The sequence below is a fragment of the Pedobacter agri PB92 genome (assembly GCF_000258495.1).
Classification (GTDB): Bacteria; Bacteroidota; Bacteroidia; order Sphingobacteriales; family Sphingobacteriaceae; genus Pedobacter; species Pedobacter agri.
Window position 1 is genome coordinate 1 of record NZ_AJLG01000156.1, and the last position, 11,836, is coordinate 11,836.

General features: G+C 38.2%; 14 protein-coding genes and 1 tRNA gene. 3 read left to right on the forward strand and 12 right to left on the reverse strand.

All coding sequences use genetic code 11. The features are described 5' to 3' along the window. Window positions 1–446: 446 nt before the first annotated feature. The 8 genes from ON09_RS18520 to ON09_RS18555 form a co-directional block, all read right to left on the reverse strand. Window positions 447–755 (reverse strand): hypothetical protein, encoded by a 309-nt coding sequence (locus tag ON09_RS18520; protein ID WP_010602561.1) that lies wholly within the window; start codon window positions 753–755, stop codon window positions 447–449. A gap of 269 nt (window positions 756–1,024) precedes the next feature. Next, complete coding sequence (locus ON09_RS18525) at window positions 1,025–1,225, reverse strand: hypothetical protein (RefSeq protein ID WP_010602562.1); 201 nt, start codon at window positions 1,223–1,225, stop codon at window positions 1,025–1,027. Further along, complete coding sequence (locus tag ON09_RS18530; RefSeq protein WP_010602563.1) at window positions 1,225–1,455, reverse strand: hypothetical protein; 231 nt, start codon at window positions 1,453–1,455, stop codon at window positions 1,225–1,227. Before ON09_RS18530 ends, ON09_RS18525 begins: the two co-directional genes overlap by 1 nt. Window positions 1,456–1,546: 91 nt before the next feature. Beyond that, window positions 1,547–1,939 carry a hypothetical protein gene (locus ON09_RS18535; RefSeq protein ID WP_010602564.1) on the reverse strand — a complete coding sequence of 131 codons (393 nt, stop codon included), beginning with the start codon at window positions 1,937–1,939 and terminating at the stop codon, window positions 1,547–1,549. Between the two features lie 22 nt (window positions 1,940–1,961). Beyond that, window positions 1,962–2,648, reverse strand: a complete 687-nt coding sequence (locus tag ON09_RS24410; protein WP_010602565.1) for an NUMOD4 domain-containing protein — start codon at window positions 2,646–2,648, stop codon at window positions 1,962–1,964. Window positions 2,649–3,207: 559 nt separating this feature from the next. Beyond that, window positions 3,208–3,280: transfer RNA gene (locus ON09_RS18545), tRNA-Met, on the reverse strand. Between the two features lie 614 nt (window positions 3,281–3,894). Continuing rightward, complete coding sequence (locus ON09_RS18550) at window positions 3,895–4,560, reverse strand: hypothetical protein (protein WP_010602566.1); 666 nt, start codon at window positions 4,558–4,560, stop codon at window positions 3,895–3,897. A 12-nt stretch (window positions 4,561–4,572) separates the two neighbouring features. Further along, window positions 4,573–5,250: a hypothetical protein gene (locus ON09_RS18555; RefSeq protein WP_010602567.1), complete on the reverse strand. Its 678-nt coding sequence runs from the start codon at window positions 5,248–5,250 to the stop codon at window positions 4,573–4,575. A 130-nt stretch (window positions 5,251–5,380) separates the two neighbouring features. Between ON09_RS18555 and ON09_RS18560 the strand changes: the two genes are divergently transcribed. Beyond that, window positions 5,381–5,902 carry a hypothetical protein gene (locus ON09_RS18560; RefSeq protein WP_010602568.1) on the forward strand — a complete coding sequence of 174 codons (522 nt, stop codon included), beginning with the start codon at window positions 5,381–5,383 and terminating at the stop codon, window positions 5,900–5,902. On the opposite strand, the gene ON09_RS18565 is transcribed toward ON09_RS18560, so the two are convergent. Further along, the gene (locus ON09_RS18565; RefSeq protein ID WP_010602569.1) at window positions 5,892–7,328 is read right to left on the reverse strand and encodes a phage portal protein; all 1,437 of its coding nucleotides are present in this window, start codon (window positions 7,326–7,328) and stop codon (window positions 5,892–5,894) included. The genes ON09_RS18560 and ON09_RS18565 overlap by 11 nt on opposite strands. A 55-nt stretch (window positions 7,329–7,383) precedes the next feature. On the opposite strand from ON09_RS18565, the gene ON09_RS18570 reads away from it, so the two are divergent. Further along, entirely contained in the window at window positions 7,384–8,823 is a 1,440-nt protein-coding gene (locus tag ON09_RS18570) for an AAA family ATPase (protein ID WP_029204455.1), read from the forward strand. Beyond that, window positions 8,823–9,359 carry a hypothetical protein gene (locus ON09_RS18575; RefSeq protein ID WP_010602571.1) on the forward strand — a complete coding sequence of 179 codons (537 nt, stop codon included), beginning with the start codon at window positions 8,823–8,825 and terminating at the stop codon, window positions 9,357–9,359. Before ON09_RS18570 ends, ON09_RS18575 begins: the two co-directional genes overlap by 1 nt. A 3-nt stretch (window positions 9,360–9,362) precedes the next feature. Here the strand turns inward: ON09_RS18575 and ON09_RS18580 are convergent, their stop codons facing one another. Genes ON09_RS18580 through ON09_RS18590 form a run of 3 tightly spaced genes read right to left on the reverse strand, consistent with a single transcriptional unit; the run spans window position 9,363 to window position 11,786 of the window. Then, a complete protein-coding gene (locus ON09_RS18580) occupies window positions 9,363–10,814 on the reverse strand; it encodes a terminase family protein (RefSeq protein WP_010602572.1) in 1,452 nt (483 codons plus the stop codon). Further along, window positions 10,804–11,322 carry a terminase small subunit gene (locus ON09_RS18585; RefSeq protein ID WP_010602573.1) on the reverse strand — a complete coding sequence of 173 codons (519 nt, stop codon included), beginning with the start codon at window positions 11,320–11,322 and terminating at the stop codon, window positions 10,804–10,806. Before ON09_RS18585 ends, ON09_RS18580 begins: the two co-directional genes overlap by 11 nt. Continuing rightward, window positions 11,322–11,786 (reverse strand): hypothetical protein, encoded by a 465-nt coding sequence (locus tag ON09_RS18590; protein WP_010602574.1) that lies wholly within the window; start codon window positions 11,784–11,786, stop codon window positions 11,322–11,324. Before ON09_RS18590 ends, ON09_RS18585 begins: the two co-directional genes overlap by 1 nt. Window positions 11,787–11,836: the final 50 nt, after the last annotated feature.

An 11,836-nucleotide genomic window follows, 5' to 3' on the forward strand; every position in this document is an offset into this window, starting at 1 on the left:
CTCTAGCGAAAGATCTGAATTTGTTGGACCATCGTCCAAAATGCTTTTCTTACAAGAGATAGTAACTACCGTCATCATAAGGAGCGTTAATAATAGATTTTTTAATTTTCATTATCTGAATTTTTTATGATTGTAAGATGGCTATTTATCACAAAAAACTATTACAAAAAATGTAATATTTCGAATACAATACAATAAAGCCTTTTAATGTTGTACGTATTATTAGAAATACATAACTATTTTAACAGATATGACAATACGACCAATAGCAAACCTATATATCATAACCTTGTCTCCAAAAAAAGAAAATCAGCAGTTACTTTGGTTCAGTCACTATGTCCCCACTCAAAGCAACGATGTTAGTTGCCGTTACATTGGCCTTATAGCGTTCATTGGAATTCGTTTCCTGTCCAACCGTGCAGTTGAAATTGAAGATGATAAGTTATTTATTTAAACGTTACTTTACTTCCTAAAACCCATTTATCAAAGCTTGTACTGTCAACGCCAAATGAGCGCACCTCGTATCGATTAGCAACCCAAACTGTAACCTTTGCATTTTCCCATTTGTGATGGTGTTGCGCAACAACTGTAGTACGAGGCACAATGATGCCAGCTTGATCTTTTACCTTGTAACCCTCGGTGTGGCATCGATGCCCGGCAACATATTCCTTTTCTACTATCCGGCCTGTAAATGGTTGCGGTGTGCAGGCTGAAAGGAATATAGCGATCAGCATTAGGGTAATTAATTTTTTCATTTTATGTAAATTAAATTGATCTGAATTGGTACTTTTGCGGCTTATTCAAATGGAAAAGGCAAAAGTAATTTTGTTCATTCTTCAGGTGCTGTATTATGCACTGGGAATTATCGTTTCATTAACGGTATTGTTGTAAAACAAGGCTTCGCGAACTCCGGAAGATTTTAGAATCACCGTCTGGTAATGCCAGTAAACCATGAGATAGACCAAAACTAACCCTCGGGTGATTTTTTTGAGGGGGCGGCAGCAATGCTTAGCCCCTATTTTTTTTACTGCTCCCCATTTCTATCAGCCATATCAAACTCTTTCGGGTTATAAGCTGATCCATTAGCCTGTTTATTCAACCTAGCCAATTCCTCCTGATCAATCATACCCATGTTGGGTTTATACTTAGCCGCTAGGCTGACCGCATCTTGGAGATTTTCTTTTAGTTCGCGCACCTGGCGCTGAAGTATTACTGTTGTGTTCATTATGCTGCTCTTCTTCTCTTTAATTTGGCGTTGTGGGATAGACGCTTGCGGTTGCTTTTGCCTTTGCGCTGCGACTTACCTGCCCACATTGGCGAAGCGAATTTGTTGAAGTTGTGTGTAACCTCATCAACTTTGGCATTGATGTTTTCTGTAGCCTGAGACTTACCCGACAATCCCATTAATGCCGCCATAAATCCAAGGCCTAGCATGTTTTTAAATCCGAATTTCATAATATAATTTTAAGTGTGTAATAGATGATTGTAATTGCGTTTATCAGTCCGATTAATATGACTGCCCTCCAGATTGCGCCTGTTGTGATTTTCATACCGTGTACACCAGCTCCTTACCGGTTAATGCGAAGTATAAGTTTTGTAGTTGGTGGAGGTGGTAAATATTCCAAGCAAAGAATTGGATGCTACTCGTATTGTTTATTCCAATAAACCACCAGTCATCTTGCTGTTCAATCACATATTCTACACCATTGACCCCTGTAAAATTGAATCGTTCGTCGGTTGAAGTATATCCCAGGTTGCACTGCCAAAGAAGATCTTCTGTTATTGGAATACCTTTGATATTTTCCAGCATTATTGTACTTTCACCCAAAGCGAACCAATCTCGATCAGTCCATTTAAAAATGCCCTCATGGTTAGCGTAATTCCATTTGCCATTGTGATTGTAATTGGCATTTAGGAATAATTCATTTGCGTTTATCATATAGTTGTTGTTAAATAGGATGCTATGGCAAAGCACACCCACCAAAGGATATGCTTTGCGTTTGTTGTGTTGGTGATGGATTGGTGCAATAGAATGGTGCCTGATATCTATTTGTAACTTTATAATCAATCAATGCCTGATCATATGCCTTTGCAGCTTCCAATTCACTGTGGAATCTACCAAGTAATATTTTTTTGCCATTTACACCGATATCAGCTCTGAACTTATTTTTTGATTTAGAAACACCTGTGTATTTAGATGTAAAAGTTTTTGCAGTTGTGGTCCGAACGCTATGAGTTTTATTCTCGCGAAGGTTTACCCATTCTAAATTTGTATAGTGATTATTTGATGGATTAAGATCTCTGTGATTTATGTATGACTTACTTTCTGCGTGTGTTTTTTCTTCGCCATCACAAATGAAAGTTGTCGCTACTAAACGATGAATGTTTCTGCTTTTAATTATACTTTTCTTAACACCCTCAACGTAAACTCTAATGATGCCTATACAATAACCATCTTTGTTCTTTTTATCGCTAATCAGCCTTCTTTTTCCGTTTCGCTTCGTTCTAATAAGTCTACCATACGATGAAATCAAATAGTCATTCTCATGATGTTTAAGTTTCTTCCAAAATTCATTTCTCCACTGAAAAAATCTAATTTCAGATATCGGCATTAACGATAGTTGCAGGACTTTTCCTAAGTAAATCATTTTGTAAACGTTTTAAAATGTGGTAAAAAAACAAGTAGCAGGAGAACCAATCCTGCTACTGCGCCAAGTCACACGTAGTGTATCTTGACTAACCTAAACCTCAAACTAACCTGCCCAACTGGGCGAGTGTGAACACACGCAGGCCGCCACTATGGCTGCTTTCCTTTCATGGCATCACCTTTTCGAGTGAATGTGTAAGTGTCTTTGCAAATGGGGCTACGTATTACCGCCATCATTCTGAATACTCCACGGCTTTTATTCTAGCTTATTACCGCTGTAGGCTTATAGCCCCATTTGCATCTATGTCTTGCCAACCCCGATCAGGATACCCAAGTGGGGTTGGTCTTGTTATGGTGCGGACTATTGGCACCCTCACATCTCTCAGCTGCTCGTTTCTAAATGTACTCGTCTAGTCCTGGTGGAGCACCCGCTTTCGATGCTATGCGCTGGTCTGGTTACCACGCCGTGCCCCATGTAGCGGTCTTTCCCGCTTGTCACAATTTTAAGTCAGTCGTGCACTCTCAACCCGTGGTCTTGAAACGGTTCTGCTTGCGCATTGTAGCGGGGGACAGACTCGAACTGCCGACCTTTGGGTTATGAGCCCAACGAGCTACCAACTGCTCCACCCCACAATAAATATTTTTATATCTTAGTTCAACTAAACCACATAACCATGCACCTATTATTCATTGGCACACCTGAAATCATAATGTTAGTCGTTTTCTTGTTACTCGTTTACGGCTTCTATAGACTGATAAAGTATATGGTTGGCCGGTAGTTAAAAACAACCGTGGCGACCTCTCACAATCAACCACGGTATCTAAATTAACGCCCTCAACGCCCTAAACCCAAGCCTATCTAAAGCGTTGGGTTTTCAGGTTATTGCCTTTAGGTAGCTAGAACCGTCTAATTTCTATTTGTGTTATTTATTAAAACTCTGCTGCAAGTATCCACCACTGGATAAGGTTAGACCCCTACCTCTGCAACGCCAAAGCCACGACTTGTTTCAGATCGTGGCGGATTAGTAGAATGACTTCAAATAACGTTTAGCATCGGTGTTTTTCCCTTTGCTTATGCTAAGATATAAATAATATTCATATTATGCAATTTTGCATAAGTTATTTTAAAAATTATTTCTTAACTACTAATTGTTAAACCGTCTTAATTCTTTTGGATTGGATGCCCAGATAACATGCATAAAAAAAAGCCACCCGTTGGGCAGCTTCAATCTTGAAATACATTCGTTTTATTTTATGTAATGCACGTACAAGTAGTCATATTCAGTTATACCAGCTTGGCGGTTATAAAAAGCAAAGCCCGGACCGTAGTTTACAACATACTCGCATGACGAAAGTAACGTGTTATTCAAAAAGAAATAGACTTTGTTGTTGTATTTTCTGATCTTAACAACGCCCTCCATTGGAATATCAATTGGTGATTTTGTTGCCATTTCTCTAATGAAAGTGACTCCATGATAATAGAGAAATTTATTATCTTCTAAACTCATGGCATGGAAACTTCCGAACCCTGATCCATCTTTGGCACCCCAGTTGAACTGAATCCTTCTATTTACTGAAAGATATTTAAATTCAATCTCATAATTTTTGGTATGGTCAAAATTTATCGAAGTGGTCCACCCATATGAGCTACCATAATCTGAAGTAAGTTTGTATTTGCCGCCAGATATTTCCTGTTGATCAACATAACTCGGTCTTCGGCCCTGCACTAGCCATTTGTTTGTGTTGTCATTAAAATCTTCTTTAAAAGCTACCGTGAATTGATCGGCTGGGATTCCGTCACCCTTGTCGTATTGCGCAATTACAGGTGGAGTTGGTACTACAGGTTCATTCTTAGGTTTTTTACAACTGATCATACTGGTGGCTATCATCACCACATATATGTACTTTCTCATTTTAAGCTTAATTTAGAGATTGATGTAACTGATTTGAAGGTAATCTACTTGCATTTTACCTTTCTCGAAAGAATAGTATCCTATGTTTTGCCCCCTATGAAAGATATATTGTCCTTCATAAACTAAATTGCCATTCAGGAAAATGTAATAACGGTCTTTTACTCTACGGATTTTCAACGTGTTTTGAGTTAAAATTTCCACGTTTTTACCCAATACAATATATCCACCGTTAAATTCATTGTTGGCATCAACTAAATCCATTCGGTTGGTTCCAAACAAAATACGACTGCTTTGTCTTCCTGGTGCAGAATTCCACCAAAATGCAAAAGATTTACTTTCATTGTTAACCTTCGTTTCAATTTCCCAATCTTTGGTTTGATCAAAGCTTATTTTGTCTGTAGTTCCGTTGATTGTATTGACAACAGGATTGCTGAAGGTGTAAAAACCATCAGTAATTGCCACGGTATGGCTATAGTTTGGACTAGGAGCCTGCAACGTCCAGGCGTTTCGATTGTCAACAAAATCTTCTCTAAAATGAACTGAGAATTTGCTGGCAGGAATGCCAGTCGATTTGTTTAATTCGAACACCTCCGCAGGCACAGGTTGTGGTGCTGGTTCAGGCGTTGGAGTCTTTTTCTTGCAACTTGTCAAGGCCGCAGTTACCATCAATAAGTAAAAATATTTTTTCATATTAGAGCGTTACTAAATTTTCGCCCAAAAATATCAAAATAATTGGGAAATAAAATTATTCAACAACTTGTGGTTTAGCTTTGATTCGATCATTAGCTTTCGCATATTAGTGGAAACTTAAACGACTCTCATGCTGAATGAACATAAATCAAAAGACCTTATACTTAACCACCTTATTAACGGCCTTCAAAGAAAAGGCAATTATGCTGATTCAACTGAACTATCTAATCAACTAAATCTTGATTATGAAGATACGGTGTATTTGATTGATGAACTTGGCCACTCTGGGTATATTAGAGTTCAAGATGCAACAAACGCCGCTACCGGACCTATTGGATTAAGGTTAGCTACTATCACAGCTAAAGGAAAATCATTTCTGAAATATGGAGGATATTCAAAAGTCCAAGCTGGAGAGAGGCGTGAAAGAATATGGACAATAGTTAAAACTGTAGCAGGCACATTAAATGCAATTGTAGTAGTATGCATAGCAGCGTGGGGAGTATATATTCAAGCTGAAGCTAATAAGAAGCAAGAAAGATTCAATGATCGCGAAGAAATCAAAAGCTATGTACAACTTTTATTACCTATTTTAAAAGAGCAGGTAAAGAAGGTAGATACTATAAAAGTCACACCTCCCGTACCTAAGAAGTAATGAGACCGGTTGTATCCCTATCAGCTGACCTCGCCGCCACTTCAGCTTCAATAGCCAACATCTCTGCTTCTACATCTGTCACGGTACCAATCATTTCAATGGCTGTTTTCATACTAACTAAACCGGCGCCATAAAGTGATACAACATTGGCGTAAATCTCACTTTTGTTTTTGGGTAGTTCAATGGTGAACTTTGGTTTCATCACCAGACTAACCGATGGCTTAACGGCTACATTGATCTGAGCCATAGCAGACTTCAGGAAATTCAAGTTGCGCTGGTGAAAAATACCAATGCTCCCTTTATGCTTACGCTTTGCTTTGTTGGTGCTTGGTAGCAACATCATTTCAATTGTAACACCTGGAAGATCACCAGAAATCTCTTCAAACTTTAAGTCTGGTGTAGCAGTTTCAATGAATACATCGGTACGTAAATTCTTACGCTCATTAACAACACTTTCCTGCCCACCTTTAGCTTCAACGTACTCTAATTTAGCCCCGTTTTCAAGCTTCATTGTTTTACGGGTGTTCGCTCCACCACCTTGAGCCGCTGTTATCTCACCATAAGCGGCAAGGATAGGAAAGGCACTTATTTGATTCTCATCAGCGCTATCACTATCAATCTCCTCCAGTCGTTCTATCTTAGCATCTACATCAGCCCATTCAGTTCGCTTTTGCTCATCCAAGATAAAATTAGCTTTGCCGTATGGAATTGTAGTTGTCTTTTCAACAACCCAACCTGTATCGTTTTGAACGAACGTTAAATATTTATCAGAAAGATAAAGGTCCATCTTTTCAACGTCCTTATCACCTACTTTAACTTTGTACTTACGAGCGGCACCGATCATATCCTTATACTGGTTTCGTAAAGGGATAATCGTATCGCCATCTTCAGGCGACATAATTGTGCACCGCATACGGAATTTACTCGATCCCCCTGGAATAATATCATCCCAATAACCTTCCTCAGCTTCCTCACTAAACCAAACCACCATTACAGTAAGATAGCGCTGTTTTAATCGCTCGATCTCCATGGCCAGATAATCAAACTTATTATCCTCCAATGTTTTCTCAACCATGGCCCGCATAATTGGATCAGTTGCATTTCCTTTTCTTGGAGTGCAATCAATGCCAACACCTGCAGAAAGCGCAAGATCAACTGACCAATCAATGATAAGCTTTTGTGTAGCCGATGGAATGCGGTGAACCGGCTTTGTTTCGGTTCGGTACTTTTCCTCTCCCCTTTCGTCCTTTTCTCCGGTTGGAACATCAACTTTCCTATCAGCACGATACTGTTTATCGGTTACGACCTTATGCAACTCAGGCTCCAGGTTCAACGCATCTTCCGGTATCTCTGGCGCTAATGCTGTAATCGCTTCAACAAGTTTCTTTGGCTCTGATAATAAGTCGGTGATTTCCTGTAATTCCATTATAGCAAAAATACCTTACAGAAAATATCGTAATGGATATTTTAATTTACTAATAATGATTAGTAAATTAAAATCTATTTTCTTTATTATTGGCGATTCAAAAAAATATGTCATGAGGATATTATACGTAAATAATTTTAGAGGTTTTCAAGAAACTATAATACCATTAAATAAGGTAAACTTTCTAGTTGGCGAAAATAGTTCCGGGAAAACATCTATCCTTAAGTTATTAAAAGTTATATCTGGGGAAGAATTTAGGTATAGTCTAGATTTTTCATCATCCGTTGTCGATCTCGGTAGATTTGATGATATCGTGAATAAGACAGATTCTAGTGGAAAGTTTTTTGAAATAGGCATGATGATGAATGCGAATGAAAGCTTCAGAATGTTATCTTCAGAAAATGAAAATGACAACAAAAATTTATACTTCATAAAATTTTTGTTCAAAGAGATAGATGAGAAAATCAAACTATCGGAGTTAAGGGTTAGGAACCGAACTTATGAGTCACTTATAATTTATAAAGATTCAGTATACCAATACGTGTATAAGGAAATCGACGAGGCTAGTTCGGAATCAGAAACGCCAAACAACTATACTTCTGATTTCTATACTTGGTGCACAAACCCTTCAACACTGTCGAATAGGAAGCGTTTTTCAAAAACTGAAGATCAACATCATTACCGATCTTCATACACAAGATTTGTTTTTATGTCTATATTCTACGAAATTTCAAAAAAAATTAAGACAAAAAGAAAGTCAAACGACCAGAATTACAATGGATATGATGATTTCATTTACATAATGGACTCGATGTTGCCTCCATTGAAGTGGATTGCACCTATACGAGCCGAGCCAAAAAGGATATATGAACATATGGAGACGAAAGACAGTATTGATGGCTCACATGCTCCACAAGTCTTAAGAGATATACTTCTTGGAACAAACAAAAAAACTTTGCAAAAATTTAAGCATTTCATAGATAAATTTGGCGCTAATAGTCACTTATATGATGAAATACGTGTTAAAAAATTTGGTAGCGAAAAATTTGCCCCTTTCGAGATACAGGTTATTTTGGAAGGTAAAGCTTATGCGATATCTAGCGTTGGATACGGCGTTTCTCAAGTTTTACCTCTACTTTTAGAAGTATTCGATGAAAAAAACACTTGGCTTGCAATACAACAACCAGAGGTTCATCTGCATCCGAGGGCACAAGCTGAATTCGGAGAACTATTATTCAACTCTGCGAACGAAACAGATAAAACATTTTTTGTCGAAACACATTCTGATTTCACTCTAGACCGATTCAGATTTTGCTTGAGTGAACAAAAAGATGTAAAATTTGAAACTCAGGTGTTGTTCTTCAAAAGAACAGATAACAAAAACACAGTGGAGGTTATTCCAATCGATTCTACAGGAGCTTATTTCAACAGTTCTAATGATACATCTTTTAGAGACTTTTTTATTAACGAAAGTATTAAACTCCTAGGAATATAATGTGTATAGTTGTTGATACGAATAACCTCGTAAGAGTTTTTAACCCTAAAAACACTGATCATGATCAGTTTGAACCAGTTTTTAATTGGATCATTAGAGGATCAGGGAAGTTGGTTATTGGGGGATCTACTTTTGAACAAGAAATTATCCTGAATAAATGGTTTTTACCATTTCTAGGTGAATTAAGTCGAAGAGGTAAAGTTCTCCGCATACCTTCGGATAAAGTAGATGAATTAAGAGACAAAATAATTGAAGAAACAGAGCAACACAGGGATTTTGATGATCAACACATTGTTAGCTTGCTAGCACTATCTGGTTGCAAATTAATATGTTCCAGTGATAGTCGTGCTTACCCGTTTTTCGTCAAGTCGGACTATTACAATTCTGGACACAAACCGAAAATTTATTCATCATCGAGAAATAGGGACCTACTAGTGGATAGCAATATTTGCGACCGTTGCAAGCCTAATGTAAAGCTGAATAAAGTAACAGTAGATTTTTTGGCTACCGTTCGTGATAAATGCATTGCAAAATAAACCCTACATACTAAGCGCCCTAACTCCCAATCCTTTTTTCTTGTTGATGAAGGCAAGGTATTCGGTATGAAATGCTGACACTATAAAATCTTTGAGAGTATCGGTTAAGTGGCCATTTTTTTCGTATGATAAACCTTCGATGGATGCATGCTTGGTCCTAACCTTCAACATGGATCCATCTTTGTCAGTTTTAGTTTCAATGTAATCGTTTATACTTTTTCGGCAATGTTCAGCAATCTCAAAAGATAGACCCGATATTTCTCCGGCGAATATCGCATTAACGAAATCGGCAATGGTCGATACTACAGGAGCGCTGCTAAGCATCTTATCATCAAATTTAAAACCCTCATTGCTCATACCTTCGGTGAATAATTGAAAAAAGCTTTTTTTATCATCTGAGATCGTATTTCTTGCTTTAGTTGATTTATCACCGTATATCATAACCCTTTGAGTGTAATCAATGGATTTAAGCCATTCACCAACGTTCTTACCTGCCTTTGTTGCAGTATTTATTGGATCTTCAGCTGGCAACTCATGAACCTGGCGAATGATCCACCCATCGCCATTTTTAATTAGCTGCCAGACTGAAACAGCAATGTATGGGTAAACGTTATTATCGATCGATACATGGAGCATTTTTGAAGGATCAACATCAAGCGGTCTAACATGATCACTCAATTCGAATTTTCTTAGAAACTCACCACCCGTTTTCAATTGCACATCCCAGTTTCCCTCAACATAAACCTCATATTCGTAATGGTTTAAGTTTTCCCTTAAAGATGGAAGGTAATGCGGTTGAGCTTGCAAAAGCGGTAAATTATCATGAATTCTGGACTGAATGTAATGCCATGTTGGTTTCAAAGTTCCTTTTTTCCATGGAGTATAGACGCTTTCCTTAACCCATCCCTGAGTAGGATTACATGTAGCCATAACTATTGGCTTTGGCTGAACGATTAGCTTTGGTATGACGTATGAACCGGCACGCTCAAAAGCTTTGAATAAACTCACCTGTTGGCATTCGTTTATTTCCTCAAATCCAAAACCATTTACTTCAAGTCCTTTCCATCGATCCAGTTCTTTATCCTGAGCATAGTTTTCAGGAAAGAAGATTATCTGGCTGCCATTTTTCATGGTGACTGTATGAGTTTCGTTGTTCATTTTTTCAATGAAAGTATCAGGCTTAATTTTATTCCAGGAAGGATAAAGGTTTTTCTTTATAGTTGGTAGGTTTTTACGAACAACAGCCCATCTTGATCCAGGGAAAACTTTGCATAGCAGACAGAATATAGCCAACAGAACAAATGTTTTGCCGCCACGAATTGCACCACCATAAAGAACAAAAGAAAACTGACCGCCCGTTACAGCTGTAATGAACTCATCCTGCTTGGGAAATGATTGAAATAAAACAATTTCCTCCGGGAGGATATCTTCATCCGATTCAAAACTAAAACTCAACCTTTTGTCCGTTAAAGATCATTACCTGTTTTGCCGCTGGCGTTTCAGGAATGCCATCATGTTTCACATTCTGGTTGTCAGCTAAGCCAAGTGTTCTGGAGATGATATTGGCATTGTAAGCGCCAACTGTAGCCCCCTCAAATTGTTGAGTGGCAATTGTGTCTTCTATACGCGAAATGACTGTAGAAAAATCTTTGTCAGCCTTTTTAAGTGACTTTTTGAATTGCCTAAAGAATGCGCTATTGCAGTTAAGATACAAGCATAGACCGCTAATCGAGTATGGTCTTGCAGTTGGAAGATGCACCATTGATTCAACAACTTCGTTGCCTTCGTTATCTTCAACAACCATTGGCTTTTTAAGCTGCTCAACTTTCATCCAAGGATTTTCATCACACCAAGAGAAATATTCGCACGCGGCATTCCAAAGCATAGTAGGAGATTTGAAAAGCTTATCCCTTCCATGCTTGCTGCGTTGTTTCCAAAATTGGTTTCCTTTAGTGGCTGCCATTACAACGAAAGTTTAAACTGTGTATCATCAGCATGAATAGAAAAGCATTTGAAACGCTCAACAATGCTCATTACTTTTTGCTTGAATGGGCGAACCACACCGTTGGAATTTGGTAGCATAGGAGCCTCAACGTACACTTTCAATGCATTTATCGTCTCTGGATTGTTAACTTGCAAAACTCTTTGCATTTCATCCCTCACCCCCACTGGCAATTTACCGGAAGCTTTACCATCTTCTTTTTTTCTCAGGTAACTCAAGGGTTGGAATAATTGGTAGCAAGTAGCAATGAAAATTAACTTTCTATTTTCTTCAGACTCATCTGCAAAACCTTCCTGCACCTGGTTGTAGATTTGCTCCACGTATTTAGGAGAAGTTAAGGTACGACGAAATTGAGTGACAATATCTCTTGCCTGCTCTGGATTGTTTTGGGAGAATACCCGCCCGATGATAATGTCTTGGTGCATAGCGTTGAATGCTGATTTACAAAGTTATTCAAATTATGCATAATTGCATA

Coding starts and splice junctions, on each gene's coding strand:
- ON09_RS18520 (WP_010602561.1), bottom strand. CDS start 755: ATGAAAAAATTAATTACCCTAATGCTGATCGCTATATTCCTTTCAGCC.
- ON09_RS18525 (WP_010602562.1), bottom strand. CDS start 1,225: ATGAACACAACAGTAATACTTCAGCGCCAGGTGCGCGAACTAAAAGAA.
- ON09_RS18530 (WP_010602563.1), bottom strand. CDS start 1,455: ATGAAATTCGGATTTAAAAACATGCTAGGCCTTGGATTTATGGCGGCA.
- ON09_RS18535 (WP_010602564.1), bottom strand. CDS start 1,939: ATGATAAACGCAAATGAATTATTCCTAAATGCCAATTACAATCACAAT.
- ON09_RS24410 (WP_010602565.1), bottom strand. CDS start 2,648: ATGATTTACTTAGGAAAAGTCCTGCAACTATCGTTAATGCCGATATCT.
- ON09_RS18550 (WP_010602566.1), bottom strand. CDS start 4,560: ATGAGAAAGTACATATATGTGGTGATGATAGCCACCAGTATGATCAGT.
- ON09_RS18555 (WP_010602567.1), bottom strand. CDS start 5,250: ATGAAAAAATATTTTTACTTATTGATGGTAACTGCGGCCTTGACAAGT.
- ON09_RS18560 (WP_010602568.1), top strand. CDS start 5,381: ATGCTGAATGAACATAAATCAAAAGACCTTATACTTAACCACCTTATT.
- ON09_RS18565 (WP_010602569.1), bottom strand. CDS start 7,328: ATGGAATTACAGGAAATCACCGACTTATTATCAGAGCCAAAGAAACTT.
- ON09_RS18570 (WP_029204455.1), top strand. CDS start 7,384: ATGATTAGTAAATTAAAATCTATTTTCTTTATTATTGGCGATTCAAAA.
- ON09_RS18575 (WP_010602571.1), top strand. CDS start 8,823: ATGTGTATAGTTGTTGATACGAATAACCTCGTAAGAGTTTTTAACCCT.
- ON09_RS18585 (WP_010602573.1), bottom strand. CDS start 11,322: ATGGCAGCCACTAAAGGAAACCAATTTTGGAAACAACGCAGCAAGCAT.
- ON09_RS18590 (WP_010602574.1), bottom strand. CDS start 11,786: ATGCACCAAGACATTATCATCGGGCGGGTATTCTCCCAAAACAATCCA.